General features: G+C 74.4%; 21 protein-coding genes. 5 read left to right on the top strand and 16 right to left on the bottom strand.

What is annotated here, in order from left to right:
- Positions 1 to 24 precede the first annotated feature (24 nt).
- The 4 genes from ACIRPX_RS24575 to ACIRPX_RS24560 all read right to left on the bottom strand — a co-directional run bounded on the left by ACIRPX_RS24575 (position 25) and on the right by ACIRPX_RS24560 (position 3507).
- Positions 25 to 1275 (bottom strand): DUF2690 domain-containing protein, encoded by a 1251-nt coding sequence (locus tag ACIRPX_RS24575; protein WP_404198358.1) that lies wholly within the window; start codon positions 1273 to 1275, stop codon positions 25 to 27.
- A gap of 240 nt (positions 1276 to 1515) precedes the next feature.
- The gene (locus ACIRPX_RS24570) at positions 1516 to 1974 is read right to left on the bottom strand and encodes a helix-turn-helix domain-containing protein (protein WP_404198355.1); all 459 of its coding nucleotides are present in this window, start codon (positions 1972 to 1974) and stop codon (positions 1516 to 1518) included.
- Between the two features lie 203 nt (positions 1975 to 2177).
- The gene (locus ACIRPX_RS24565) at positions 2178 to 2663 is read right to left on the bottom strand and encodes a DUF3017 domain-containing protein (protein WP_404198353.1); all 486 of its coding nucleotides are present in this window, start codon (positions 2661 to 2663) and stop codon (positions 2178 to 2180) included.
- Positions 2653 to 3507, bottom strand: coding sequence for a bifunctional methylenetetrahydrofolate dehydrogenase/methenyltetrahydrofolate cyclohydrolase (locus ACIRPX_RS24560; RefSeq protein WP_404198350.1), 855 nt, complete (start codon positions 3505 to 3507; stop codon positions 2653 to 2655). Before ACIRPX_RS24560 ends, ACIRPX_RS24565 begins: the two co-directional genes overlap by 11 nt.
- Positions 3508 to 3779: 272 nt before the next feature.
- Between ACIRPX_RS24560 and ACIRPX_RS24555 the strand changes: the two genes are divergently transcribed.
- On the top strand, positions 3780 to 4346 hold the full coding sequence (locus ACIRPX_RS24555; RefSeq protein WP_404198348.1) for a proline-rich domain-containing protein: 567 nt from the start codon (positions 3780 to 3782) through the stop codon (positions 4344 to 4346).
- Between the two features lie 135 nt (positions 4347 to 4481).
- Here the strand turns inward: ACIRPX_RS24555 and purH are convergent, their stop codons facing one another.
- Both purH and purN read right to left on the bottom strand, forming a co-directional pair.
- The gene (purH, locus tag ACIRPX_RS24550) at positions 4482 to 6044 is read right to left on the bottom strand and encodes a bifunctional phosphoribosylaminoimidazolecarboxamide formyltransferase/IMP cyclohydrolase (protein WP_404198345.1); all 1563 of its coding nucleotides are present in this window, start codon (positions 6042 to 6044) and stop codon (positions 4482 to 4484) included.
- Entirely contained in the window at positions 6041 to 6670 is a 630-nt protein-coding gene (gene purN, locus ACIRPX_RS24545; RefSeq protein WP_404198342.1) for a phosphoribosylglycinamide formyltransferase, read from the bottom strand. The genes purH and purN overlap by 4 nt, the downstream gene beginning before the upstream one ends.
- Positions 6671 to 6945: 275 nt before the next feature.
- On the opposite strand from purN, the gene ACIRPX_RS24540 reads away from it, so the two are divergent.
- Positions 6946 to 7728 carry a hypothetical protein gene (locus tag ACIRPX_RS24540; RefSeq protein WP_404198339.1) on the top strand — a complete coding sequence of 261 codons (783 nt, stop codon included), beginning with the start codon at positions 6946 to 6948 and terminating at the stop codon, positions 7726 to 7728.
- Between the two features lie 9 nt (positions 7729 to 7737).
- Here the strand turns inward: ACIRPX_RS24540 and ACIRPX_RS24535 are convergent, their stop codons facing one another.
- Complete coding sequence (locus ACIRPX_RS24535; RefSeq protein ID WP_404198336.1) at positions 7738 to 9699, bottom strand: DUF6350 family protein; 1962 nt, start codon at positions 9697 to 9699, stop codon at positions 7738 to 7740.
- Positions 9700 to 9795: 96 nt separating this feature from the next.
- Between ACIRPX_RS24535 and ACIRPX_RS24530 the strand changes: the two genes are divergently transcribed.
- Complete coding sequence (locus ACIRPX_RS24530) at positions 9796 to 10863, top strand: helix-turn-helix domain-containing protein (protein ID WP_404198333.1); 1068 nt, start codon at positions 9796 to 9798, stop codon at positions 10861 to 10863.
- 62 nt (positions 10864 to 10925) lie between these two features.
- Here ACIRPX_RS24530 and sucD read toward each other — a convergent pair whose 3' ends face one another.
- The 8 genes from sucD to ACIRPX_RS24490 all read right to left on the bottom strand — a co-directional run bounded on the left by sucD (position 10926) and on the right by ACIRPX_RS24490 (position 22565).
- Positions 10926 to 11810, bottom strand: a complete 885-nt coding sequence (gene sucD, locus ACIRPX_RS24525) for a succinate--CoA ligase subunit alpha (protein WP_404198330.1) — start codon at positions 11808 to 11810, stop codon at positions 10926 to 10928.
- Positions 11811 to 11832: 22 nt separating this feature from the next.
- The gene (sucC, locus tag ACIRPX_RS24520; protein WP_404198327.1) at positions 11833 to 13011 is read right to left on the bottom strand and encodes an ADP-forming succinate--CoA ligase subunit beta; all 1179 of its coding nucleotides are present in this window, start codon (positions 13009 to 13011) and stop codon (positions 11833 to 11835) included.
- A 524-nt stretch (positions 13012 to 13535) separates the two neighbouring features.
- Positions 13536 to 15536 carry a hypothetical protein gene (locus tag ACIRPX_RS24515; RefSeq protein WP_404198324.1) on the bottom strand — a complete coding sequence of 667 codons (2001 nt, stop codon included), beginning with the start codon at positions 15534 to 15536 and terminating at the stop codon, positions 13536 to 13538.
- 192 nt (positions 15537 to 15728) lie between these two features.
- A complete protein-coding gene (locus ACIRPX_RS24510; RefSeq protein WP_404198321.1) occupies positions 15729 to 16955 on the bottom strand; it encodes a hypothetical protein in 1227 nt (408 codons plus the stop codon).
- Between the two features lie 311 nt (positions 16956 to 17266).
- The gene (locus ACIRPX_RS24505; protein ID WP_404198539.1) at positions 17267 to 18433 is read right to left on the bottom strand and encodes a VWA domain-containing protein; all 1167 of its coding nucleotides are present in this window, start codon (positions 18431 to 18433) and stop codon (positions 17267 to 17269) included.
- Positions 18434 to 18728: 295 nt separating this feature from the next.
- Entirely contained in the window at positions 18729 to 21206 is a 2478-nt protein-coding gene (locus tag ACIRPX_RS24500; RefSeq protein ID WP_404198318.1) for a DUF5682 family protein, read from the bottom strand.
- Between the two features lie 13 nt (positions 21207 to 21219).
- Entirely contained in the window at positions 21220 to 21438 is a 219-nt protein-coding gene (locus ACIRPX_RS24495; RefSeq protein ID WP_404198315.1) for a hypothetical protein, read from the bottom strand.
- Positions 21435 to 22565 carry an AAA family ATPase gene (locus ACIRPX_RS24490; RefSeq protein WP_404198313.1) on the bottom strand — a complete coding sequence of 377 codons (1131 nt, stop codon included), beginning with the start codon at positions 22563 to 22565 and terminating at the stop codon, positions 21435 to 21437. Before ACIRPX_RS24490 ends, ACIRPX_RS24495 begins: the two co-directional genes overlap by 4 nt.
- 133 nt (positions 22566 to 22698) lie before the next feature.
- Between ACIRPX_RS24490 and ACIRPX_RS24485 the strand changes: the two genes are divergently transcribed.
- Positions 22699 to 24054 carry an SWIM zinc finger family protein gene (locus ACIRPX_RS24485; RefSeq protein ID WP_404198311.1) on the top strand — a complete coding sequence of 452 codons (1356 nt, stop codon included), beginning with the start codon at positions 22699 to 22701 and terminating at the stop codon, positions 24052 to 24054.
- 61 nt (positions 24055 to 24115) lie between these two features.
- Complete coding sequence (locus ACIRPX_RS24480) at positions 24116 to 25735, top strand: DUF5691 domain-containing protein (RefSeq protein ID WP_404198309.1); 1620 nt, start codon at positions 24116 to 24118, stop codon at positions 25733 to 25735.
- Between the two features lie 32 nt (positions 25736 to 25767).
- Here the strand turns inward: ACIRPX_RS24480 and ACIRPX_RS24475 are convergent, their stop codons facing one another.
- Positions 25768 to 26178: a cobalamin B12-binding domain-containing protein gene (locus tag ACIRPX_RS24475; protein WP_404198307.1), complete on the bottom strand. Its 411-nt coding sequence runs from the start codon at positions 26176 to 26178 to the stop codon at positions 25768 to 25770.
- Positions 26179 to 26209: the final 31 nt, after the last annotated feature.

The following is a 26209-nucleotide window of genomic DNA, read 5'->3' as shown; positions in this document are numbered from 1 at the left end:
CACGGGCCCTGCCGCGCGGGCCTGTTACGGGGTGCACCCCTTCCGACCCGAGGCCAGCGTGGCGCAGGCCTTCGCGTCGCCCGCGTCCTTGACGGCGACCATCGGGGTGTAGGCGATGGTGTCCCCGGTCGCGGTGATGCTGTCGTTCTCCTTGGCGGAGCCCGCGGTCACCTGCACCGAATCCCCTTGCGCCGCCTGGGTGATACGGCCCCATGCCGCACGGCACGTCCTGCTGTAGCGCACCTCCAGCGTGGTCGCGCCGACCACCGTGGTCTTGGCGGTGGTCACCGCGGTGGTGTCCTTGGTGCAGCCCATGGCCTCCGCGTCCTTGCCGGTGCAGGACGCACCCGCGCACTTCACCCCGGGCGGCAGATCGGTCTGCCGACTGACCGACGGGGACGGCGTGCCGCCGCCCTCGTTCTTCTTCCTGCTCCCGCCGTTGTCGGTGAAGAAGAAGACGGCCGCGATCACGACCAGCACGCCGACGACGCCCGCGAGGAACATCGTCAGCCGGCGCCTGCCCCCTCCGGGGGAGGGATCGCCGGCGGGCCGCGGGCCCTGCGGCGGCTCTCCGAACGGGCTGGGCGCCCCCGGCGTCCAGGCGGCACCGTCGGCGGACGGCCCCGGCGCCGTGGTCCCCGGGGCTCCCGGAGGCCGGCCGCCTGCCTGCGACGGACCCTGGTAACCGGCCAGCCGCCACGAGTTGGAGCCGGGCGAACTCGCCTGCGAGGAGGACACCTCCGGCTCACGGGCGTCGTGGACCTCGCCCGCGTCGTGGGCGTCGGACGCCGCCGGCTGGGACGGCACCGACGACGGTCCGGGCGCCGCGGGCTGCGACGGCTGCGACGGCACCGCCGGAGCCCCTCCCGCCGGCCCCGCGGCCGCCGGCGGCGCCGTCGCGGAACCGGACGCGCGGGCCGGCCGGCCGCCCTTGGCGTTGGGCGGGGGCGCCCCGAACTCGCTGAGCGCGGCGCGCGCCTGGGATATCCGGATGGCCTCCATGGTCATGTCGTGGCGCATCTCCGAACGGCTCCAGGCACGTTCGGCCAGCTCCCACATCGTCGTCAGATGGACCGGGTTGGTGCCCGTGACCTCGGCCAGCGCCACGATCGCGCCCTTCGGCGCGAGCAGCCTGCCGTTCAGATACCGCTCCCAGGACGTCTTGCTGTAGCCCGTACGGTCGGCCACCGACGCGATGCTCAGGCCACTGCGGTCCACGAGCCGCCGCAGCTGGCTCGCGAACTCCCTGACCTGCGGATCGAGTTCGTCGGGCAAGGCCCTCCAACGAGGCATTGCTTCCCCCTCTTCCCCCCGGTTCGTGCTGGTCTACCTCGCGACTCCCCCGTGCGTGGCGCCCGTTCTGGCTACCCACAGGGATGCGCCCGACAAGGATCTCAGTTCCCGGGATGGGGGCGCACGGGAGCGTTCGAACCGCTCGGCATGCACCGTCGCACGCCGACCGGGCGTGGTCCAGTGTCCCACCGGCGACCCCCGCCGGGTGCCCGGACGCCCCGTTCAACCGAGGGCGACGGCGGCGACCAGCAGGATCAGCAGGACGAGGACGAGGAGCAGCGCGAGGAGCAGCAGCACCGTACCGGCGGGCCTGCGGCCGCCGTCCTCCTCGGGGGTGTCCCACCAGGGCAGGGTGGGGTCGTCCTCGTACTCGGGTGCGCTCTCCTCGCCGGCGGGCTTCGCCGGGCGCGGCCAGACCTGGACGGCCAGTTCCCAGCGCACGACGTACCGTTCGGCGTCGGTCTCGGCGAGGCCGGCGATCCGGCACAGGGCGGCGACCGCCTGCCGGGGCGGCGGCTGGCCGGCGTTGAGATAGCGGTGCCACGAGGACTTGCTGTACGCGGTGCGGGCGCCGAGGGCGACGAGGCTGAGCCCCGTGCGGTCCTTCAGGAGCCGCAGTTGCTCCACGAAGTGCCGTACCTCCGGCGGCAGATCGTCCGGCAGCGGCTGCCAGCCGCCCATCGCCCACCTCCACCGCGTTTCTCTCGATTGCCCGGTCGGAGCAGGTGACGAAGCGGGCCCGCCGATGGTTCCCGCGTTGCGGAACGGTCACCTCCGTGCCACAGCGCTCTGACAGCCGTTGAACAGGCGGTTCACCGTGCAGGAGGGTGGATCCCGGCGCCGGTCCGTCCTTGCTCGGGGGAGAGGACGGGCCGGTGCCGGCGTCAGCCGCCGCTGCTGACGGTGAAGTGCAGGGTGTCCTTCAGGAACGGGATCTGCAGCCACGGGTTCGGCTGCACCATCATCGCCAGGAGCACGATCACCAGGCCGAGAACGCCGTAGGTGACGATGTCCGTGAAGCGGGAGCGCACGGCGAGCATGCCGACGCCCGGCATGACACAGCGCAGCACGGCACCGGCCACCAGGGCGAGGCCGATCAGCAGGGTGCCGTAGCGGAAGAGGTCGAGCGCCGTCAGCAGCAGGCCGAGACCGACCAGGCCGCAGACGGCGAGGATCGGCCACTGCCGCGCGGGGGCGGGGGCGTCCGAGGGCGCCGCCCGGCCGCCGCCCTCGGGGCGCGCGGTGTCCCTCGTGAACAGCGGGAAGCGGCGCGTCGTACGGCGCGGGTGTCCCGTCGCGTCAGGAGCGCTGATCGCGTCTCGCACGGTCTCCTCCGCCTGTTCCTGGGGGTCCTTCGCGTCAGCCGGCACTGCGCTCCGCCGCCTCGACCACGTTGACGAGCAGTTGCGCACGGGTCATCGGGCCGACGCCGCCGGGGTTCGGCGAGATCCAGCCGGCCACCTCGGCGACGCCCGGGTGGACGTCACCGACGATCTTGCCCTCGGCGCTGCGCGAGACGCCGACGTCCAGGACTGCCGCGCCCGGCTTGACGTCCTCGGGCCGGATCAGATGGGCGGAGCCCGCGGCCGCGACGACGATGTCCGCGCGCTTGAGGTGGGAGGAGAGGTCGCGGGTGCCGGTGTGGCACTGGGTCACGGTCGCGTTCTCGCTGCGGCGGGTCAGCAGCAGCGGCATCGGGCGGCCGATGGTGACACCGCGGCCGACGACCACGACCTCGGCGCCCTTGATCTCCACGCCGTGGCGGCGCAGCAGGGTCAGGATGCCGTTGGGGGTGCAGGGCAGCGGGGCCGGCTCGTTGAGGACCAGCCGGCCGAGGTTCATCGGGTGCAGGCCGTCGGCGTCCTTGTCCGGGTCCATCAGCTCCAGGACGCGGTTCTCGTCGATGCCCCTGGGCAGCGGCAGCTGCACGATGTAACCGGTGCACGCCGGGTCCTCGTTGAGTTCGCGTACGACCGCCTCGATCTCCTCCTGCGTGGCCGTGGCGGGCAGTTCGCGCTGGATGGAGGCGATGCCGACCTGCGCGCAGTCGCGGTGCTTGCCGGCGACGTACTTGTGGCTGCCGGGATCGTCCCCGACGAGGATCGTGCCGAGGCCGGGCGTGACGCCCTTCTCCTTCAGCGCCGCCACGCGGGCGGTCAGATCGGACTTGATCGCGGCTGCGGTGGCCTTGCCATCGAGAATCTGGGCGGTCATACCCCCATCCTCGCGGATGACCACCTCGCGGTTCCAATCAGGGGGCCAGCGGCTCGTCCGTCCCACCTCCGTCCGTATCCGGCCAAGATCATGGATGTTGCACTTGCACAACACATATGGCTTGCCGCTGGACAAGCGAGTCAGGGGTGAAGAACGATGGCGTGATAGTGCCGCGGGCAGCTCATCGGGGGGATCGAGCGCACTTCGAAACGTTCCTCCGCACGGAGCCGCGCGTCGTCCCCGCACTTGGACCCGACGGAGGAATACCCGCCATGAGTTTCGGCGACCCGAACAATCCCTACGGCCCCCCTCAGGGCCAGCAACCGGGTTACGGCTACCCGCAGCAGCCGCAGGCGCCGGGCTACGGCTACCCGGCGGCGCCCCCGGTCGGCCCCTACGGCGGCGGCCCGGTGATGACATCGATGCCCGGAACGGTGAGCGCGGCCCGCGTGATGATGTGGGTCATCGTCGGCCTTCAGATCCTCGGTGTGGCGCTGTTCGCCTTCGGCGCGGCCAGCGTCCACGCCGCCAAGAACGACGACCAGCTCAAGGACGACGCCGCCTTCCAGCAGCTCGCCGACTACTCGTCCGGCATGCTGTGGGGATTCACGGTGTTCGCCCTCGCCTGGGCGGTGTTCGCGATCGTGCTCGCGGTGAAGTTCAACACCGGCGGCAACGGCGTCCGGATCACCACGCTGGTCTTCGCCATCATCACCGCGATCCTCGGCATCTACCCGTTCATCGTCGTGGGTCTCGTCCACACGGTGCTGGCCATTCTGGTCGCCGTGTTCGTGGGCAACGCCAACGGCGCCGCCTGGTTCAACCGCCCGCGCTACTGAGCGTTCGCGCCACCACGCCAACCGGCGCGCCGCACCGAACGGTTCGCGCCGATGCACCGCCCCGGGCCGTGTCCCACCCGCACGAGGGGGACACGGCCCGCGCGCGTCCGTCTCCGGGCCGGCGGGATCGCGATGTCAGTGGAAGAAGTGGCGCGTCCCGGTGAAGTACATCGTGACGCCCGCCTTCTTCGCGGCCTCGACGACCAGTTCGTCGCGGACCGAGCCGCCCGGCTGGACGACGGCCTTCACGCCGGCGCCGGTGAGGATCTCCAGGCCGTCGGGGAAGGGGAAGAAGGCGTCCGAGGCGGCGTACGAGCCCTGGGCGCGTTCGGCGCCGGCCCGCTCGACGGCGAGCTTCGCGGAGTCGACGCGGTTGACCTGGCCCATGCCGACGCCGACCGAGGCGCCGTCCTTGGCGAGCAGGATCGCGTTGGACTTGACGGCGCGGCAGGCCTTCCAGGCGAAGGCCAGTTCGGACAGCTCGTCCGCGGTGAGCGCCTCGCCGGTCGCCAGCGTCCAGTTGGCCGGGTCGTCGCCGTCGGCCTGGAGGCGGTCGGTGACCTGGAGCAGGGCGCCGCCGTCGATCGGCTTGACCTCGACGGGCCGGCCGGGGCGGCCCGGGGCGCGCAGCACGCGGATGTTCTTCTTCCTCGCGAGGGCCTCCAGCGCGCCGTCCTCGTAGTCGGGGGCGACGATGACCTCGGTGAAGATCTCGGCGACCTGCTCGGCCATCTCCCGGCTCACCGGGCGGTTGACGGCGATGACGCCGCCGAACGCCGACAGCGGGTCGCAGGCGTGCGCCTTGCGGTGCGCCTCGGCGACGTCCGAACCGACCGCGATACCGCAGGGGTTGGCGTGCTTGATGATCGCGACGCACGGCTCGTCGTGGTCGTACGCGGCACGGCGCGCGGCGTCCGTGTCCGTGTAGTTGTTGTACGACATCTCCTTGCCGTGCAGCTGCTCGGCCTCGGCCAGACCACCCGTGCCCGAGGTGTAGAGCGCGGCCGGCTGGTGCGGGTTCTCGCCGTAGCGCAGCGTGTGCGCGCGCTCCAGGCTGCTCGCCGTGAACTCGGGGAACTGCGAGTCGTCGGCGGGCGCGTAGGAGGAGGCGAACCAGGAGGACACGGCGATGTCGTACTCGGCCGTGTGCCGGAAGGCCTCCGCGGCCAGCCGCTTGCGGGTGGCGAGGTCGAAGCCGCCGTCCTGGACCGCGGCGAGGACGTCCCCGTACCGCGCCGGGCTGGTGACGACGGCGACCGAGGGGTGGTTCTTGGCGGCGGCGCGCACCATCGACGGACCGCCGATGTCGATCTGCTCCACGCACTCGTCGGGCGAGGCGCCGGAGGCGACGGTCTCGCGGAACGGGTAGAGGTTCACGACGACGAGGTCGAAGGGCTCGACGCCGAGCTCGGCCAGCTGCTCGCGGTGGCTGTCCAGGCGCAGGTCGGCGAGGATGCCCGCGTGCACCTTGGGGTGCAGGGTCTTGACCCGGCCGTCCAGGCACTCGGGGAAGCCGGTGAGCTCCTCGACCTTGGTGACCGGGACGCCGGCGGCGGCGATCTTCGCTGCGGTGGAGCCGGTGGAGACGAGTTCCACGCCGGCCTCGTGCAGCCCGCGGGCGAGCTCCTCCAGGCCGGTCTTGTCGTAGACGCTGACGAGCGCCCTGCGAAGGGGCCGCTTGTTGCTCTCGGCGGTCACTGGATTACTACCTTTCGTCCCTCAATGCGATAGCCGTTGCGGGCGAGCCGCCCCACGACATCGACGAGCAGCCTTCGCTCGACTTCCTTGATGCGCTCGTGCAGAGCGCTCTCGTCGTCCTCGTCCCGGACCTCCACCACGCCCTGCGCGATGATCGGCCCGGTGTCGACGCCGTCGTCGACGAAGTGGACGGTGCAGCCGGTGACCCTGGCGCCGTACGCGAGCGCGTCACGCACACCGTGGGCTCCGGGAAAACTGGGCAGCAGCGCGGGGTGGGTGTTCACGAAGCGCCCGCCGAAGCGTGCGAGGAACTCCTCCCCCACGATCTTCATGAATCCGGCCGAGACCACGAGGTCGGGCTCGTACGCGGCGACGGCCGCGGCGAGGTGCGCGTCCCACTCCTCGCGGCTGCCGAAGTCCTTCACCCGGCAGACGAAGGTCGGCAGCCCCGCGCGCTCCGCGCGTGCGAGCCCCTCGATGCCCTCGCGGTCGGCGCCGACCGCGACGATCTCGGCGCCGTAGGCCGCGGCACCGGCGGCCCCGATCCCGTCGAGGAGGGCCTGCAGATTGGTACCGGATCCGGAGACCAGCACGACGAGGCGCTTGACCACGGGCTTGGCGGCCACGGACGGGGCCCTTTCTCGAAGGAGCGTTTGTACGGTCGTACGAATGCTTCGGGCCCCGGGATACGGGGAAGTCTACGAAGCGGCCGGACGCCTGCAACGATACCGGCACTCCGGGCGGCCCCCGCGGGACGGGGGCGTGGCCGGAAGGTAGCGTCTGGGAGAGCTCGGTCGGGAACGCGGTCGTCGTGCGATGCGTTTCCTGAGGGAAGGCTCACGCACGACCGTCGTACGAACGCCTGATCATCGCCGTATATCTAGGGGAAGACGCTCACTTGATGCCGGACCGCAGCCTGCGACTCCTCACGCTCCCGCCGCAGCAGGTGCAGGGAGGGGAGCGCCGCGGCGTGCTCCTGCGGGAGCGCCCCGCCTCTCCGCCCGACGCGCCCTCCGACCGCAAGGACGGCAAGGCCGGCAAGAAGGACGGCGAGGGCCGTGACGAGGACAACCCCTTCGCGCCGCCGCCGGAGGGCACGCCCGACCAGCCGTGGCGGCCGCGCCGGCCGGCCGGCGGCGACGGGCCGGAAGGCGACGGCGACTCCCCGTGGGGCAGCCGGTGGAGCGACCGCCAGCCGGGCCGCTCCTCCGGCGGCGGCTTCGGTGACCGGCCCGGCCGTCCGCCGGCCGGACCCGAGGGCCAGGGCGGCAACACCCCGGGCCAGATGCGCTGGGACCCGACGGACCCCGCCCAGCGCCGCGCGCGCTACGCGCTGCTGTGCGGCATGTGGGCCTTCTTCTTCGTCCTGTTCAGCTGGCCCTACGTGGCCCTGCTGCTCGGCGCCCTCGCCCTGTACTGGGGCGGGAGCGCCCTGCGCGCCAGGTCCGGCGCCCAGGACTCCTCGCACGACCCGGCGGCCGGCCGCCCCCAGACGACGGCGGCGGTGACCGGCCTGGTGACGGCCTCGCTGGCCCTCGCCCTGGTGGCCGCCACCTTCACCGCCCACCTGGTCTACAGCGACTACTACTCCTGCACCAACGACGCCCTCACCAGCCAGGCGAAGCAGTCCTGCAGCGATCTCCTGCCGAAGGAACTGCGGGGGCTGCTGGGCACGAACCCCTGACGGGCGCGGTCACGGCCGATCGGCGGGATCGGACGGGGCCGACGGGTCGGACGGGGCCGACGGGTCGGTGGTGTCCGACGGGCCGGTGGTGTCCGACGGAGCCGGAGGGCCGGTGGTGTCCGATGCGGCCGGAGCGGCCGGCGCGGCCGGTGCGACCGGCGGCGGGGCCTTGGGGGGCCCGGCCGTGCGCGACAGCGCGGACTCCCGCTTGAGCTCCGCCCAGCGCGCCTCCAGCTCCGCCCAGCGGGCCTCGCGGCTCTCGCGGGCCTCGCGGCCGGGGTCGTCGCGCCGGGGAGCGGGCGGCGCGGGGAAGGGTCCGGCGGGCAGGAAGTCGTACGGGCTGTCGTCCTTCTCGCTCAGCGGGCCGTACACGTCCCCCTGGTCGTAGGGCACGGCCGGCGGCTTCACCGCCGCTCCCGCGGTCGCCCGCTCCTCCTGGCCGGGAGCCTTCTGGAACCCGAACCACGCGGCGACCGAGGCGACCGTCCGCCGCACCCGGCCACCGCGCACCGCCATCGGCGTCCGCGACCCGGCCTCCGCACTCTTGGACGCCACGACGCCCGGCCCCGCATGCTTCAGGGCCCCGCCCTTCGGGTCCACGGTCTTCGGGTCCCCGCCCTTCGGGTCCACGGTCTTCGGCTCCTTGACCCTCAGCTCCACGGTCTTCTTCGTCCGGCTGCTCCTCTCGGCCGCCCGCCGGCGCCTGCGGCATCCCCAGGCCCACCGCGCCAGCGCCGCCGGAACCGCCACGGCCGCCGTCCACGCCAGCGCCGCCGCCCCCGTCTGCCACCACACGGGCCCGAACCGGGCCAGCCGCGCGACACCGAGCGGGCCGCCGGCCAGTCCGGTGAGCAGGGCCGTGGCGGCCGCGCTCAGCAGCGCCGCCAGCGCGGCGGTCCCGGCGGTGCGCCGGGCGCCGGACGACCCGGCGCGGCCCACGAACCAGCCCACGGTCAGCGCGGACACCAGCGGCACCCCGCCCGATGCCCAGTTCACCCACGCTCCGGTCCCGGCCTCCGGCACCGCGGCCAGCAGCGGGAACGGCGGCAGCAGCGGCGCCGGCGCCGAGGACAGCGGCCCCACCGCATGCCCCGCGCCCAGCACGAAACCCGGTCCGAGGGCGTACGCCGCCGCCCACACCGCCGCGTTCGGCACCAGCGCCACGCACAGCAGCAGCACGGCGCACCGGCCCGACCAGCCCTCCGTGAGCTGCCGGAACCCGGCCTGCGCCGCCTCGCCGTGCCACAGCAGGGAGACGGCCACGAGCAGCGCCCCGCCCCCGACGAGCACGGCCGTGCCCGCGCCCGCGGCCCGCGCCGCCGTGGCGAGGCGCGCGCGGCCGTCCGGCGTGAGCAGGGGGCGCCCCACCACCGCCACCCGTCTCGGCACACCGCCGACCGCGTCGAGCGGCCGGCCGTGCGCCGCCCACACACCGCTCGCCGCCGCCCCCATGACGAGGACCGGCACGCTCACCACGGTCCACTCCCAGGAGGGCCGCAACGCGCCGCCCGACGCGTACATCGCGGCCGCCAGGCCGACACCGAGGTAGCCGAGGACGACGCCCGTCCACACCGCGCGGCCGGAGCCGAGCGGCTCGTCCTCCTCGCCGCCCTCCACCGCGTCCCGCGCCGCACGGTGCACCAACCACACCGGCAGGGCGAGCAGCAGCAGCGGGGTGACGCCCACGGGCGCGGGGGCTCCGGAGAGGGTCTCGGTGCGGATCAGCTCGGCCCCGTGCGCCAGCAGCCACAGCGCCGCGGCGACATGGAGCGAGCCGCCCGGCCCGCTGTCGGGATACGGGGAACTGATCCACATCACCACCACGAGCACGGCGAACGACCCGAGCCCCAGGCCGGCGGCCAGGACACCGCCGGCCAGGCCGGCGGCCAGGCCCGGCGAGCGGCCACGCAGCCGGGCGAGCAGGGACGACAACACAGGTCGGCGAACGGGCGTCTGGGTCACGCCCGCCATGCTCCCAACGACACGCGCTTTCCCGTCGTAACAGGCAAACCTCCGAAGTGTCGCTCAATATATGTTTATGTTCTTTTTCGTTCGGAAGGGCGCACCGTGACGCCGAACCCCGCGAGCCCGCTGCCCCCGCCCACGGAACGCCGACGCCTGCGCGAGGCGGGCTCGCTGACGCAGGATCAGCTCGCCGAGCGGCTCGGCATCCCCGGCAGGACCGTGCACGCGTGGGAGACCGGCCGCACCACCCCACGGGGACGCAGGCGCGAGGCCTACGTCGCCCTCCTGGCCGAACTCTCCCGCGTCGAGGCCAAGGTGACGGACCGTCCGGACAAGCATCCCGCGCTGCCCGAACCCGCGCCCGCCGCGGCTCCCCTGACGCCCGCTCAGGCCTTCGACGCGCTCTACGGGTTCTGTGCGCCCGCCCTCGTACGCCAGGCGTACCTGCTGTGCGGGCGGCGCGGGCTGGCGAGCGAGTCGGTCGAGCGGGCCTTCCAGCTGGCCTGGCAGCGCTGGCCCGAGGTGGCCGTCGACCGGGACCCCGCGGGGTGGGTGCGGGCTACGGCGTACGAGTACGCGCTCTCCCCCTGGCACCGCCTCCGCCCGAGCCACCGGCACCCCGAGCCGCCCCCGCGGGACGCCGACGACCGCGCCCTGCAGGACGTGCTCCTGGAGCTGCCGCCGCCGTACCGCCGGACGCTGCTGCTCCACGACGGCGTCGGGCTCGGCCTGCCCGAGACGGCGGCCGAGACGGAGGCGAGCACACCGGCGACGGCCGGCCGGCTGCTGCACGCGCGCGAGGTGATCGCGGGGCGCCTGCCGGAGCTGGCGGATCCGCCGGTGCTGCACCGGCGGCTGGCCGAACTGGCCTCCGCGGAGCGGCTGAACCCGCCCGGGCCGCCGGCGGTACGGACGGACGGCGAGCGCCGGTCCCGGTTCTGGACGCGGACCGCCATCGCCTCCACGGTGGCGCTGATCGGGGCGACGACGTTCACCCTGCGCACGGCTCCGACGCACTACGAGCCCCCGGTGCCCGCGGGCGTACGGGTGCAGGGGGTGCCGCCGCGGGTGGCGCTCGGGCCGCTGTCGCAGGAGGAGACGCGGCTGCGGACGAAGCTGCGCCGGGCCGCGGCGCACGGGCCCGAGCGGCTGCTTCCGGTGTCCCGGTGACGCCGACGGGCCCGCCCCCGGAAGGGAGCGGGCCCGTCGGCGAGCGGCCGGGAGGCGGCCGGTCAGCCGGCCAGGATGGCGCGCGCCAGCTTGGCGGTCTCGGTCGGCGTCTTGCCGACCTTGACGCCGGCGGCCTCGAGGGCCTCCTTCTTGGCGGCGGCCGTGCCGGAGGAGCCGGAGACGATGGCGCCGGCGTGGCCCATGGTCTTGCCCTCGGGCGCGGTGAAGCCCGCGACGTAGCCGACGACCGGCTTGGTCACGTTCTCCTTGATGAAGGCCGCGGCCCGCTCCTCGGCGTCGCCACCGATCTCGCCGATCATCACGATCAGGTCGGTGTCGGGGTCGGCCTCGAACGCGGCGAGCGCGTCGATGTGGGTGGTGCCGATGACCGGGTCGCCACCGATGCCGACGGCCGAGGAGAAGCCGATGTCCCGCAGCTCGTACATCATCTGGTACGTCAGCGTGCCGGACTTCGAGACCAGGCCGATGCGGCCCGGCTTGGTGATGTCGCCCGGGATGATGCCGGCGTTCGACTGGCCCGGCGTGATGAGGCCGGGGCAGTTCGGGCCGATGATCCGGGTCTTGTTGCCCTTGGACACGGCGTACGCGTAGAACGCGGCCGAGTCGTGGACGGCGATGCCCTCGGTGATGACGACCGCGAGGGGGATCTCGGCGTCGATGGCCTCGACGACGGCGGCCTTGGAGAAGGCCGGCGGGACGAAGAGGACGGATACGTTGGCGCCCGTCTTCTCCATCGCCTCCGCGACCGTGCCGAAGACCGGGATCTCGGTGCCGTCGAAGTCGACGGAGGTGCCCGCCTTGCGCGGGTTCACGCCACCGACGATGTTCGTGCCGTCGGCGAGCATGAGCTTGGTGTGCTTCATGCCCGTGGAGCCGGTCATGCCCTGGACGATGACCTTGGAGTCCTTGTTGAGGAAGATAGCCATGGCTGTCTGAGTCCCTCTTCCCTTACTTCGCAGCCGCGAGCTCGGCGGCCTTGTCGGCCGCGCCGTCCATGGTGTCCACACGCTGGACCAGCGGGTGGTTGGCGTCGGTGAGGATCTGACGCCCCAGCTCGGCGTTGTTGCCGTCCAGACGCACGACCAGCGGCTTGGTGACGTCCTCGCCGCGGTCCTCCAGGAGCTTCAGCGCCTGGACGATGCCGTTGGCGACCTCGTCGCACGCGGTGATGCCGCCGAAGACGTTGACGAAGACGGACTTGACGTCCGCGTCGCCCAGGATGATCTCCAGGCCGTTGGCCATCACCTGCGCGGAGGCGCCGCCGCCGATGTCGAGGAAGTTGGCGGGCTTCACGCCACCGTGGTTCTCGCCGGCGTACGCGACGACGTCCAGGGTGCTCATGACGAGACCCGCGCCGTTGCCGATGATGCCGACCTCGCCGTCGAGCTTGACGTAGTTGAGGTTCTTCGCCTTGGCGGCGGCCTCCAGCGGGTTCGCGGAGTCCTTGTCCTGGAGGGCCTCGTGCTCCGGCTGGCGGAACTCGGCGTTCTCGTCCAGGGAGACCTTGCCGTCGAGGGCGATGACGTCACCGGAGGCGACCTTGGCCAGCGGGTTGACCTCGACCAGGAGGGCGTCCTCCTCGACGAAGGTCTTCCAGAGGGTGACCAGGACGTTCGCGACCTTGTCCGCGACCTCGGCCGGGAAGTTGGCGGCCGCGACGATCTCGCGGGCCTTCTCGGGGGTCACACCCTCGTTGGCGTCGATCGGCGTCTTGGCGACGGCCTCGGGGCGGGTCTCCGCCACCTCCTCGATCTCCACGCCGCCCTCGACGGACGCGATGGAGAGGAAGGTGCGGTTGGCACGGTCGAGGAGGAAGGAGACGTAGTACTCCTCCACGATCTCGGGCGCGGTCTCGGCGATCATCACCTTGTGGACCGTGTGGCCCTTGATGTCCATGCCGAGGATGTTGGTCGCGTGCTCGACCGCCTCGTCGGCGGTGGCGGCGAGCTTCACGCCACCGGCCTTGCCGCGGCCGCCGACCTTCACCTGGGCCTTGACGACAGACTTGCCACCGAGACGCTCGGTGGCTGCGCGGGCCGCCTCAGGCGTGTCGATGACTTCACCGGCCAGCACCGGTACATCGTGCTTGGCGAAGAGGTCCCTCGCCTGGTACTCGAACAGGTCCACGCGCTTCCGTCCCTATCAGTGATCTCGCGGTTCGTTGGATGCGTGGGCGTGCCGCGAAGGGCAACGTGACGTCCGCATGTGTCACAAGGGAGGCGCACACGGTGTCCGAGCGCGCGGCATGTCCGCCTCGCAGGCTATCGCTGCTTGCGAGGGGCCTCTAAATCGCGGGTCACACCTGAGCGGTGATACCTGTCACATGATGCCGTGCTCACTGGCACGGCGTGCCGCAGGTGAGGCAGGCGAACGGTCCGGGCCGGGGAACGAGAAGGGCCTCACCGGGCTGGGGTTGACCCGGTGAGGCCCCTTGAACACCCCGAACGGCCACGAAGAGGCCGCCCTGGGGGCTGCGGGCGGGCGATCACCACCCCAATGGAGACCGCCCGTCCCGTTCCGCGGGGTCTCGGCCGGACGGACCGACGGCTTTCGGCCGTCCGGGTCTCGTCACCCCGCGGAGTCGGTCGGCCGGCGCGCTCGTCGAGGGCGCCGGTTCGGGACGCGCCGCCGGGGGCGCGTCCGGTGAGGGGTCAGACGCCGTACGGGCCGCCGTCCTGCGGGTGCTCCGGCGCGACGGAGCCGGCTACGCCCTCGACGCCGGTGACGGCGTGCCCGGCGAGCGGGCCTCCGGTGGAGCGCAGCGTGCCGGTCAGGTCACCGGCGAACGGCGCGACCTGGTCCACGACGCCCTGCGCGAACGGTCCGGCCTCGCCGGCCAGCCCGCCCGCGAACGGGGCGACGTCGCCCGCGACGCCGTACACCAGCGTCGTCCCGCTGCCGCCGACACCCGCCACGACCGGCCGGACCGTCTCGGTGACGGTGTCCACGACGGGCCGGACGGAACCGGTGACCCCCTGGGCGAACGGCGGCGCCTCACCGCTGACCCCGTGGGCGAGACCGGTCGCGTGACCGGCCACGCCGTGCGCGAACGGCACCGCGGCCTCCACGACCCCGCCCGCGAACGGCCGCACGTCGCCGGTGACGCCGTACGCCAGCGCGCCCGCGTCCGCGACCGCCTGCCCGGCGACCGGCAGCACGCCGTCCACCGCGGTGTGCGCGACCGGCGGCAGCACCGAGCCCGCGACGTCGTCGCGGACCTGGCCGGCCAGGCCGGTGGCGTACGGCGGCACGTGCGCGACGGCATCACCCGCGACCGGCACCACGCCGTGCACGGCACCGCCGGCCACCGACCGCACGTCGGTCACGGCACCGCCCGCGACCGGGACCGCGCCCCGCACCGCGCCCTCGGCCACCGGCCGCACGCCCTGGACGACGCCGCCCGCGACCGGCCCGACGTCGGCCGCGGCACCGTACGCCAGGGCCGTCGCCGCGTCGACCGCGTGACCGGCGGTCCGCTCGGCCCCGGCGGCCGCTCCGCCCGCGACGGGCGGCACGCCGTGCACGGCACTGGCAGCCAGCGGCGGCACGCCGTCCACCGTGTGACCGGCGACGGGCGCGACCCCTGCGACGGCCCGGCCCGCGACCGGGACCGCACCCGCCACGGCGCGGCCGGCGACCGGCGTCACGCCGTGCACGGCACTGGCAGCCAGCGGCGGCACGGCCTCCTCCACGACCGGTGCGACCAGGCCGGGTACGCCGCCGACGGTGACGGCGACCTGCTGCCCGGCGCGGGCGACGGTGCCCGTGACATGGCCGGGGACGGCGGCGACGGCCTCGTGCGCCGCGCCGGCGACGGCACCCGCCTCGCCCCGCGCGTCGGCGGTCGTGCCGCCGGCCCGGCCCTCGGCGCCGGCCACCGCGGTCCGGGCGGCGCCGTGGACCCCCGCCGCGGTACGGCCGGCGCCCGCGACGGCGTACCGCGCCCTCGTCCGCACGGCGCCGTCGACGCCCTGCGCCCGGCTGCGGGCCGCCGACTGCACGCCCTGCAGCCTGGTCTGGGCGGCGGCGAGCGCCTGCTCCACCTCGGGTGCGAAGGCGCCGAGCGGACCGAAGAGGTAGTCGACCTCGCCGCCGGTCGAGGAGGACGCGCCGGAGACGGTGGTCCGGGCGGCGGCCACGGCGTGCTCGGCCGTGGCGTGCACGTCGGCGTGCGCCCGGGCCTGTGCGGCGCGGGCGGCCTTGGCGCCCTGGATGGCGGCGGCGCCCTTGACCCTGGACGCCGTACCGGTGGTCCGCTTCGCGGTCCGGGCGGCGGAGGACTCCGCGGCGACCTGGCGGCCGGCCTGCTCGGCGCCCACCTCGCCCGCGGCGGGCGCGGCGGGCGCGGCGGGCGCGGCCTTGCGGGCGCCGCCGAGGGTGTCGGTGACCGTGGAGGCCGTCCTGCCCGCGGTGCCGTCGGCCGTGCCGGTGACACCGGCGACGGTGTCGTGCACACCGGTGACCACACCGTCGACCGTGCCGGTGACGGCGTCGGTGACGGAGCCGAGGGTGCTGCCGGTGTCACCGGCCGGGTCGGATGTGGAGAGGGAGGATGCGGGCAGTTCGTCCGCGCTGGCCACGGCCGAACCGAGCGCCCACGCACCGGTGACACCGGCGGCTATGACGATGGAACGACGGATGTTCTTGTTCATGCGTGCGTCAGATCCCTGGATCTTCGAAAGGCTGGGGCATGTGCGGCGCCGCGTCCTGTCCTGGTCCGGAAGGTCGGTGACCAGCGGTGGCGGCGGCTTGCCGTCCGGGGGTACGAAGCGGGTCCCGGACGGGCGGGCAGATCTGTTCCGCCCCCGCGCGGCAGGTCCGGCGGGGGATACGCCTGTCGTGCCCTAGCCGGGGAAGACCGGGATGTCCCGGTGCCTGTCCCGGGTGCCGGCCGCGTCGGCGCGCGCGGCGGAGCCGGCCACGAACAGCACGGGCGCCCGGTGGTCCAGGGTGACGGCGTGCGCGCCACCGTGCCGGGAGCCGCCGTTGTCGACGGCGGCACGGCTCGCGAGCTCGTCGGCCGGGTCGCTGTCCGGGGCCGGGTGCGGGGTCGCGGGAGCACGCCCTGCAGAGGCCGCCCGCAGCCCACGGGTGGTGCCGGAAAGGGGCTTGGTGAGGTCGGCGCCGAGCTGCGGTCCGAACGCCGTACCGCTCGCTCCCGCCGCCGAACGCCTCCCGTCCACGGCCGCTTCCGCCGCCTGCCCGGCGTCACCGGGCTGCGGGGCCTGGACGACCGGCGCCGGCAGCGTGTGGCCGGGCAGCGCGGGGAGTCCGGGCAGGGTCGACGGCAGGGGCAGGGACGGGGTCCCGGGCACCGGCACGGCCGGCAGGGACGCCAACGGCGGTATCTGCGCGGTCACTTGGCCCAGCTCGGCGGTCACGGTCCCCACCAGGTCACCCACCGGCTGCACGACACCCTCGCCCACGGTCCGGACGAGCTGGTCGGCCAGCTGCCCGAGGACGGGGCCTGCCGTACCCGGCTGCGCGAGGACGGGATGTGCCGTACCCGGGTGCCCGAGGACGGGATCTGCCATGCCCCGCCGGGTGAGGGCGCCGGTGAGCGAGCCGCTGTCGGTGACCGAGGGGTCGGGAGACTCGGGGGCCGGGTGGGTTGGAGCCGGGCGGGTCGGCGCGGGGGCGGAGTCGGAGTCGGAGGCCGAGTCGGCCGGAGGGGCCGGCTTCGGGTCGGCCGGAGGGGCCGGCTTGGGGTTGGCCGGAGGAGCCGGCTCCGGGTCGGCCGGAGGGGCTTGCTCGGGGTCGGCGGCCGACGCCGTGGAGTGCGCGGCGGGTGCGGCCGGTGCTGTCGGAGCGTGGGTCAGGCGGTCGACCGTGCCGAGCGCGCCGCCCAGCAGGGAGCGGACGGAATCGGTCGGATCGGCCTTCTCGGAGGAGGGAGCCTTCTCGGAGGAGACGGCCCCCTCGGCGGCACCGGAGGAGGCGGAGGAGGCGGAGAGCAGCGGCGCCGCCTCCGCCGCGTGTGCCTGCTCGCCGCACAGGAACCCGAGCGTGAACAACCCGCCCACCAGCACGACCACTTGCAGCGCACGCCGGCCGGCCGCCGTGCGCATCATGCGCACAACGGCACCGGGCAGAGCTGCTGACCAGGTCAAGGGGGGTGGGTCCTCCCGTGCGGCGGAACTGATGACACGTAACGAACCGTGACGAGCTACGAGTCGGCGCGGCGTGGTACGAACGTGCGGAGCGCGGCGCACCGCCGGCGAGCGTCGATCCTCGCACGGGACTCCCGAGGTTGCGCAAGCCCTCGGTTACCGATGGGTAGTCATGTCCCTTTTGCTGGCCCAAGACGGGCGACCGCGGGTCGACAAATCGTCACCGACCACCCGGCGTCCGCCCTGCGCGCGTCTCCCGGCCGGCCCGGCGGTCACGCCGTGTCCGGTATCGGCAGTGGCCGCTTCTCGATCGCCGCCGCCATCACCTCCGGGAAGAGGTCGGGCGTGCACGCGAACGCCGGTGCCCCCAGGGCCCCGAGTGCGGCCGCGTGCTCCCGGTCGTAGGCGGGCGCCCCTTCGTCGGACAGTGCGAGCAGCGTCACGAACTGCACTCCGGACGCCTTCATCGCGGCGACCCGCTTGAGCATCTCGTTGCGGATCCCGCCCTCGTAGAGATCGCTGATGAGCACGACCACCGTCTCGGCGGGCCGGGTGATCTGCGACTGGCAGTAGGCGAGCGCCCGGTTGATGTCCGTGCCGCCGCCCAGCTGCGTCCCGAACAGGACGTCCACCGGGTCGTCGAGCTGATCGGTGAGGTCGACGACCGCCGTGTCGAAGACGACGAGTCGCGTGGAGATCGTCCGCATCGAGGCGAGCACCGCTCCGAACACCGATGCGTACACGACCGATGCCGCCATGGATCCCGACTGATCGATACAGAGGATGACCTCCTTCTTGGTGGACTGTGCCGCCCGCCCGTACCCGACGAGCCGCTCCGGCACGACCGTTCGGTACTCGGGCAGGTAGTGCTTGAGGTTGGCCGCGATGGTGCGGTTCCAGTCGATGTCGTGGTGGCGCGGCCGGCTGATCCGGGCGCTGCGGTCGAGCGCCCCGCCGAGAGTGGCGCGGGTGCGGGTCGCGAGCCGCTTCTCGAGGTCCTCGACGACCTTGCGCACGACGGCCCGTGCCGTTTCCTTGGTCGTCTCGGGCATCGCCTTGTTGAGGGAGAGCAGGGTGCCGACGAGGTGCACGTCGGCCTCCACCGCCTCCAGCATCTCCGGCTCCAGCAGCAGCGTGGACAGCCCCAGCCGGTCGATGGCGTCGCGCTGCATGACCTGGACGACGGAGGAGGGGAAGTACGTCCGGATGTCCCCGAGCCAGCGGGCCACGGACGGTGCCGACGCCCCGAGCCCCGCCGAACGGTCCCGCCCCGCCTGCGCCTTCTTGTCCGCCTTCCCGTACAGCGCGGCCAGCGCTCCGTCCATCGCGGCGTCCTGCCCCGACAGCGCGCATCCCGTGCCGTCGGCCGTGTCGCCACCGAGGACGAGCCGCCAGCGCCGCAGCCGCTCCCGCGCCGGGTCCGTCGGCCCTGCGGTCATCGTGTCGGTGGCGGCCGTGGTGTCGGTGCTCGTGGTGTCCGTGGTCGTGGTGCCCTCGGTTGTACTGTCCTTGATCGTGGTGCCCTTGGTTGCACTGCCCTTGGTCATGGTGTCCGTGGTTCTCGTGTCGCTGGTCATCGGCACGCCCCCGGACGGGGCCGGTCCCACAGCGGCATCACCGCGACGGAGACCGGTGGACGGTCCTGCCCGCCGCTCCCGTGCCCGCGGCCCGCGCCGTCCCGCCCGGCCGCCGTCGCCCCGGCGCCCTCCCGCGCCTTCGTCCGTCGGTTCTTCGTCATCCCGCCACCCCCGCAAGGTCGTTGTCGATGTCCTCCTCCACTCCGCCCGGCCGGGCCGGGCCGTCCAGCCCCAGCAGCAGCCGGAGCACCGGCAGCACGGCGTCCGCGCGTGCGGAGTCGAGATCGGCCGCGAAGCCGGGTATGCCGGAGCCGGCCGCCGTCGCGCCGTGCCGCCCGGCCGGTCCGCGCCTGACCAGTTCGCCCAGCGTCCGGCGCACGCCGGGCTCGTACGCCGAGAACGTCCGCCGCAGCAGCGGCAGTACGTCCGTGAACGCCTCCGCCGGCACCCCGGTCAGCCACGCGTCGACCAGCCCGAGCAGCCGCTCGTCGTGGACGAGGAGCATGCCGCCGCCGGACCCGCCGCCGACGAAGCCCTCGATCCACGCGGCCGCGTCCCCCGGCGGCGTCCCCGGCGACAGCACGAGCCCCATGAGCCGCGCGGCCTCGTCCTGTGCCAGCTCCCCGTCGTCCAGCAGCAGGCGTACGGCCCGGCCCCGGAGGACGCCGGGCACGGTGTCCCGGACCGACAGCACGCGCAGCACGGTCTGCCAGCGCCCGCGCAGATCGCGGGGCTCCGGCCCGGGCACGTCGCCCAGCAACCCCACCGCGCCGTGCACCGCGTCCACATGACGCCGCATCTCCTCGGCGGCGTCCGCGTCCAGGGCGGCGCAGGCCGGCGGCAGGCCGACGAAGATCCGCTCGGCGAGGCCCGCCGCGACCTCGGCCAGCGCCCCGGTGGCGGTGCCGCGCACATCGCCGTACCGCAGGGAGCGCACCAGGGCCGGCAGGGCCTGCGCGAGATGGCCGACGTCCGTGTCGAGCGCGGCCCGGGCGGCGAGGACCCGCATCACCACCGGCAGCGCTTGCGGCAGTTCGGCCAGCAGGCAGCGCTCGGCGAGGCCGGTGACGTCCGCGAGGGCCTGCGCGCCGAGGGCGTCCGCCTCGGCCTTCGCGGTCGCGGCGGCGAGCACGGTCGTGCCCCATACCCCCGCCTCCGCGACCCGCACCGACAGCTCCGGCTCCCAGCGCAGCCGCCACGCCTCCCGGAAGGTGCCCGTGCTCCCGCGCGACACCGCCGGCTCGCCCCACGCGATGCCGAGCAGCCGCAGCCGGTGCAGCAGCCTGCTGCGTGCGGCGTCCGTCTCCTTGCGCAGGTCGAGCTCCAACTCCCGCTCCAGCGCCTCCGGCTTGAGCCGCAGCCGGCGCTGGGTCCGGTCCAGGTCTCGCTGCAGCGGCACGGCGGGCGCGTCCTGCGGCACCTCCCCCAGCACGTCCCCGACGACCAGCCGGTCGTGCACCAGCGCCAGCGGAACGTCCGAGCCCTCGCACATCACCGCGCGCACGGCGTCGGTCGTCTCGCCGAGCCCCGGCAGCGGCCGGCCGCGCATCGCGGCGAGCGTCCCGGCCAGCCGCACCGCCTCGATCACGTGCGCCGAGGAGACGATCCGGTCCTCCTCCCGCAGCAGCCCCGCCACCCTGGTCATCCACCGCTCGACCGGCCGGTCCGGGGCGGCGAACAGATGTCCGTACCAGCCCGGCGATTCGATCCCCGCTCCGTACCCGCTCATCCGTGACAGCCTCCGGTGCGTCCACGGCACCCAGGTCATGTCCGCCTTGATCTTGGGCAGCCCCTTCAGCAGGGCCCGGTCGGCGGCGACGGCCGTCTTCCGCCGCAGCGCGGGAACGTGCCAGGCACCGCACACGACGGCCACCTCGCCCCCGAACTCCCGCTGTGCCGCACGCACTTGGAGCCGCATGTACGCCTCCCGCACGAGATCGCGCTCGTGTCCCCCGGTGCCGTACGCCTCCCGCAAGGCCCCCATGGCCTCCTCGAGCGCGACGAACGGAGCGAACGCGTCCCCCGCACCGACCCCCCGGTGCTCGACGACGTCCTCCCACCACCGCTCGGGATCGTCATAGCCGGCGGCATCGGCGAGAACGGCGAGCGGGTCGATGCGGACGTCGACGTCTGCGGCCGGGGCGGCGTCCGGGTCGGGGGCGACGTGTGGGTCCGGGGCCACGTGCGGGTCCGGGGCCACGTGCGGGTCCGGGGCGACGGCGGAGGGTGGGTCACCGGCAGGGGGCCGGTCGCCCGGGTCGGCAGCGGCTTGCGCGCCCCACGCGAGCGTGTGCGTCGCCGGCAGGTCGACGAAGCGCGCCGGGACCTCGTGCCGCAGGGCCCATCGGATCGCGACCCACTCCGGGGAGAACTCGGCGAGCGGCCAGAAGGCGGAGCGGCCGGGCTCGTCCACGGCGTGGGCGAGCAGGGCGACCGGCGGCCGCATGTCCTCCCCGGCGGCCAGCGGGATCAACGCGTCCGCCTCGGGAGGTCCTTCGATCAGCACGACCCGCGGCCGGGCCGCGTCCAGCGCCGCCCCTACCGCGCGCGCCGAGCCGGGTCCGTGGTGCCGCACGCCGAGCAGCAGCGGCCCGCCACCGGCCGCCCCGCTCCCGCCCCTGTCCAGCCCTGTCACACCGTCCCCCTCGTCATCGCCACGCCCGGCCGCCGCCGGGCGTCCGCCGGATGCCCGCCCCGCCCATGCCGAACCCGTCAAGCACTCCGCTCCCGTACGCCGCGTACCTGAAGCCGCCCGAACCCTTGGACCCTCCCGAGCCCTTGGAGCCGTTCGACCCCTTGGACCCACCGGAGTCCTTGCCCCCGCCCGCGTCCTTGCCGCCCGTGCGGCCCCACCCCAGATCGCTCATGCGCTGACCTCCCGGCAGGCCCGGTAGAAGTCCTTCCAGCCGTCCCGCTCGCGGACGACCGCCTCCAGGTACTCCTGCCAGACGACGCGGTCGGCGGCCGGGTCGCGGACGACGGCGCCGAGGATGCCCGCGGCGACGTCGCCGGCCCGCAGCACGCCGTCGCCGAAGTGGGCGGCCAGCGCGAGCCCGCTGGTGACGACGGAGATGGCCTCGGCCGTCGACAGCGTGCCGCTGGGCGACTTGACCTTCGTACGGCCGTCGGAGGTGATCCCGTCGCGCAGTTCGCGGAAGACGGTCACGACACGGCGGATCTCGTCGATGCCGTCGGGCACGGCCGGCAGGTCCAGCGAGCGGCCGATCTGGTCGACGCGGCGCGAGACGATGTCGACCTCGGCCTCGACGCTCTCCGGCAGCGGCAGCACCACCGTGTTGAAGCGGCGGCGCAGCGCGCTGGAGAGCTCGTTGACCCCGCGGTCCCGGTCGTTGGCCGTGGCGATCAGGTTGAAGCCGGGGACCGCCTGCACCTCCTGGCCCAGCTCCGGTATCGGCAGCGTCTTCTCCGACAGGATCGTGATCAGGGTGTCCTGCACGTCCGCGGGGATACGGGTCAGCTCCTCCACCCGTGCCGTCATCCCCTCCGCCATGGCCCGCATGACCGGGCTGGGCACGAGGGCGTCCCGGCTGGGGCCGTTGGCCAGCAGCTGCGCGTAGTTCCAGCCGTAGCGGATCGCCTCCTCCGGCGTACCCGCCGTGCCCTGCACGAGCAGTGTCGAGTCGCCGCTGACCGCCGCGGCCAGGTGCTCGGACACCCACGTCTTCGCGGTGCCGGGCACACCGAGCAGCAGCAGGGCGCGGTCGGTGGCGAGCGTGCTGACGGCGACCTCGACGATGCGGCGCGGGCCCACGTACTTCGGTGAGACCACCGTGCCGTCCGGCAGCGTGCCGCCGAGCAGGTACGTCGCCACCGCCCACGGCGACAGCCTCCAGCGGGCCGGGCGCGGGCGGTCGTCCTGCGCGGCCAGCGCCGCGAGCTCACCGGCGAACGCGTCTTCGGCGTGCGGTCGCAACGCCTCGGCGGGCTCCTTCGCGAGATCTTCCACAGACGTCGGTTCCACGGACACAGACATGGCTGAGGCCCCCTCCAGCTCGGCCGGTTCGGATCTGTCACCAACCGTGCACCACGCCACTGACAATCCGTGGTGACCTGGGCAAACGCGCTCGGCAGGCCGATTGTCAGTGCCGGGATCTACCTTCGATGACATGACTCAGCAGGGGGTGCGCTGGAGCGCGGACCAGGTGCTGGCACTGGCGCCTGACGCCGCGTCACGCAAAGCGGGAAGCAAACTCGGTGCGGCCGGGCCGTGGTCCGAGGCGGGGAGTTCCGACGAGGGGGCGGTGTGGGGGCTGTGCAAGGGCAGCGGCGGCAAGCCGTATCAGACGGTCGTGGACATCGCGGACGCGTCGGGTCCCGCGTACAAGTGCAGTTGCCCGAGCCGCAAGTTCCCGTGCAAGCACGCCCTCGGGCTGCTGCTGCTCTGGGCGGGCGAGGACGGCGCCGTGCCGACCGGCGAGCCGCCCGGCTGGGCGGAGCAGTGGATGGAGGGGAGACGGCAGCGTGCCGAGCGGAAGCGGGCGGCGCCCGCGGCCGGTGCCGCGGCCGGTGCCGGTGATCCGGAGGCCGCGCGCCGCCGGGCGGAGCGCCGGGCCGAGCGGGTGACGGCGGGGGCCGGCGAGCTGGAGCAGCGTCTGGCGGACCTGCTGCGCGGCGGCCTGGCGAGCGCGGAGCAGGCGGGGTACGGGCTGTGGGAGGAGACCGCGGCACGCATGGTCGACGCCCAGGCGCCCGGACTGGCCGCTCGCGTAAGGGAGTTGGGGGCGATCCCGTCGTCCGGTCCCGGCTGGCCGGTGCGGCTGCTGGAGGAGTGCGCGCTGCTGCACCTCCTCGACCAGGGCTGGCTGCGCCGTGAGGAACTGCCGGACGGCCTGGCGGCGACGGTCCGTTCCCGCATCGGCCTGTCCGGCAGCGCGGACGGCCCGCCGCTGCGCGACCGCTGGCTGGTCCTGGCCCAGTACGACACGGCCGACGCCCGTCTGACGACCCGCCGCATCTGGCTGCACGGCGCCGACTCGGGCCGGACGGCACTGCTGCTCTCCTACGGCGCGGCGGGCCGCGCGCCGGAGCTCGCACTGCCCGTCGGACTGGCCCTGGACGCCGAGGTGTCCGCCTACCCCGGCGCCCGGCAGATCCGGGCGGCCCTGGGCGAGCAGTTCGCACCGCCGGCGCCCAGCGGGACACGGCCGCCGGGAGTGACGCCGGCCGAGGCGGCGGCGCGGTACGGCGAGGCGCTGCGCGACGACCCCTGGCTGGACTCCGTCCCGGTGACCCTGGACCGGGTGATACCGGTCCCGGACGGTGACTCCTGGCAGCTGGCGGACGCGGAGGGGGACACGGCGCTCCCCCTCACCCCGGCCGCCCGTTCCCGTCCCGGTCTGTGGCGTCTCGCCGCTTTGTCGGGCGGCGCCCCGGTCAAGGTCTTCGGCGAGTGCGGCCACCGGGGCTTCAGCCCGCTGACGGCCTGGCCGGAGAAGCCGGGAGAGGCGGTGGCGCTGTGCTGACCGCCCGTACCGCCGCTGTCCACGGCCTGTGTCTTCTCCACGGCCCACGGAAAGGAACCGCATGAACAGGATGCCCGCACCGGCGGAGGCGCCCCCGCCGGGCGCCTGGGAAGCACTCGTCACCACGGCACTGCTCGGGACGGAGCGGCGTACTCCGCCCGGCGGTGCGCCGGGACGGGAAGCGCCGGTGGCACTGCTGGACGCGGCGGCCGTGGAGACCGTGCGGCGGCGGGCCGGACTGCGGCCCGCCCGTGCCGCCGGGCGGCCGGAGCCGGCCGCCGAGGACCCGCGTCCCGCGCTGCCCGCGGCGGCGGCCCGCAGGCTCGCGCTGCTGCTGGCCGACCGGCCCGGCACGGGCGGCGGCCGCAGAGGTACGGCACCGGATCTCATGGAGCTGCTGCCCCAATGGCTCGCGGCGGCGAACGCCCGGGGGTTCGCCGCACCCCCGCAGGCGCTGCCCGCGCTGCTGGACGCGGCCCGGGGGCGCACGGATCTGCGGCCCGCGGCCCTGGCCTTCGCCGGCCCGCGCGCGGTGTGGCTGGCCCGGCTGAACCCGGACTGGCGCTTCGCCCTGCGCGCGACGCCGGGCGGGGGCACCGCGCTGCCGGACCCCGAGGACGCCGAGCGGACGCTGTGCCTGTGGGAGGAGGGCCTGTTCGCCGAGCGGGTCGCGCTGCTGTCCGCCCTGCGCGCCCGCGAGCCCGCCGCCGCACGCGCGCTGCTGTCGACCACCTGGACCACGGAGCGGGCCGAGGACCGCCTGATGTTCCTGGACTCGCTGCGCACCGGACTCGGCCCGCAGGACGAACCCTTCCTGGAGCAGGCCCTGTCCGACCGCAGCCGCAACGTACGGGCGACGGCGGCCGAGCTGCTCTCCGCGCTGCCGGGCTCCATGCTCGCCGCGCGGATGGCGGTCAGGGCGGCGGCGTGCGTGGCCGTCGACCACACGCTGGACTCACCGGCGCTCACGGTCGAGGCACCGCACGAGTGCGACTCGAGCATGGAGCGCGACGGTGTCGTGGCCAAACCTCCGGCGGGACGGGGTGAACGGTCATGGTGGTTCGGCCAGTTGGTGGAGGCGGCGCCGCTCGCGACCTGGCCCGCGCGTCTGGGCGGACGTGCGCCTCGGCAGATCGTGGCGCTGCCGGTCACGGACGGCTGGCAGGGCGAACTGCACGCGGCCTGGTGCCGGGCGGCCGTGCGGCAGCGGGACCCCGAGTGGGCCCGCGCGCTCCTCGGCGCCCCCTCCGCCCCGGAGGCCGGCGGCCCGGGAGCGGTCTCACTGTCCGAGCGCGCCAAGCTGCTCGGCACCCTGGACGCGGCCGAACGGGCCGGCTGGGTCGCCGGATTCATCGCGGCACACGGCCTGTCGGAGGCGTTCCAGCTGCTCGGGGTCTGCGCGCTGCCCTGGACCGCACCGCTCGGCAGGGCGGTGGTCGACGCGCTGGACATCGCACGGGACGCGGGGAGTTACCCATGGAGCTTCAGCGGAGTGATGGGCCTGGCCGAGCGCTGCCTCGACCCGGCGGAGGCAGGCCGCCTCGACGGCCTGCTCGCCATACCCGACGAGCGCGAGGACGCGTCACCGGGAGCCGGCGGCTACTGGGCGGAGGCGTTCCAGCGTCTGGTCACGACCCTGCGGCTGCGCAAGGCGATGGCGGAGGAGCTGGAGACGGCCTAGGACCTTCGCGACAGCCCCCAGATCAGCAGCGGCTACGCGGGCTGCCCCGCGTGGCCCCGCACCCAGTCCACGATCGACTGCGTCGTGGCCCCCGGTGTGAAGATCTCCGCGACACCCATCTCCTTCAGCGGCGCGATGTCCGCCTCGGGAATGATCCCGCCGCCGAACACCAGGATGTCCTGTGCGTCCCGCTCCTTGAGCAGTTCGATCACCGCGGCGAACAGGGTGTTGTGCGCGCCGGAGAGGATGGACAGGCCGATCGCGTCGGCGTCCTCCTGGATCGCGGTGTCGACGATCTGCTCGGGGGTCTGGTGGAGGCCGGTGTAGATGACCTCCATGCCGGCGTCGCGCAGCGCCCGCGCGATCACCTTGGCTCCCCGATCGTGGCCGTCGAGCCCCGGCTTGGCCACCACCACGCGGATCGGACCGGCTGCCACACCCATCACTGCCTCCATGAAGCGACTGCGTTCGTCC

This window comes from Streptomyces sp. NPDC101225 (assembly GCF_044767585.1).
GTDB lineage: Bacteria > Actinomycetota > Actinomycetes > Streptomycetales > Streptomycetaceae > Streptomyces.
This window is presented reverse-complemented; position numbering and strand designations above follow the sequence as displayed.

Coding starts and splice junctions, on each gene's coding strand:
- ACIRPX_RS24495 (WP_404198315.1), bottom strand. CDS start 21,438: ATGAGCGATCTGGGGTGGGGCCGCACGGGCGGCAAGGACGCGGGCGGG.
- ACIRPX_RS24555 (WP_404198348.1), top strand. CDS start 3,780: ATGAGTTTCGGCGACCCGAACAATCCCTACGGCCCCCCTCAGGGCCAG.
- ACIRPX_RS24510 (WP_404198321.1), bottom strand. CDS start 16,955: ATGATGCGCACGGCGGCCGGCCGGCGTGCGCTGCAAGTGGTCGTGCTG.
- ACIRPX_RS24505 (WP_404198539.1), bottom strand. CDS start 18,433: ATGACCGCAGGGCCGACGGACCCGGCGCGGGAGCGGCTGCGGCGCTGG.
- ACIRPX_RS24515 (WP_404198324.1), bottom strand. CDS start 15,536: ATGAACAAGAACATCCGTCGTTCCATCGTCATAGCCGCCGGTGTCACC.
- ACIRPX_RS24475 (WP_404198307.1), bottom strand. CDS start 26,178: ATGGGTGTGGCAGCCGGTCCGATCCGCGTGGTGGTGGCCAAGCCGGGG.
- ACIRPX_RS24540 (WP_404198339.1), top strand. CDS start 6,946: ATGCCGGACCGCAGCCTGCGACTCCTCACGCTCCCGCCGCAGCAGGTG.
- ACIRPX_RS24560 (WP_404198350.1), bottom strand. CDS start 3,507: ATGACCGCCCAGATTCTCGATGGCAAGGCCACCGCAGCCGCGATCAAG.
- ACIRPX_RS24570 (WP_404198355.1), bottom strand. CDS start 1,974: ATGGGCGGCTGGCAGCCGCTGCCGGACGATCTGCCGCCGGAGGTACGG.
- ACIRPX_RS24480 (WP_404198309.1), top strand. CDS start 24,116: ATGAACAGGATGCCCGCACCGGCGGAGGCGCCCCCGCCGGGCGCCTGG.
- ACIRPX_RS24485 (WP_404198311.1), top strand. CDS start 22,699: ATGACTCAGCAGGGGGTGCGCTGGAGCGCGGACCAGGTGCTGGCACTG.
- ACIRPX_RS24490 (WP_404198313.1), bottom strand. CDS start 22,565: ATGTCTGTGTCCGTGGAACCGACGTCTGTGGAAGATCTCGCGAAGGAG.
- ACIRPX_RS24535 (WP_404198336.1), bottom strand. CDS start 9,699: ATGGCGGGCGTGACCCAGACGCCCGTTCGCCGACCTGTGTTGTCGTCC.
- sucD (WP_404198330.1), bottom strand. CDS start 11,810: ATGGCTATCTTCCTCAACAAGGACTCCAAGGTCATCGTCCAGGGCATG.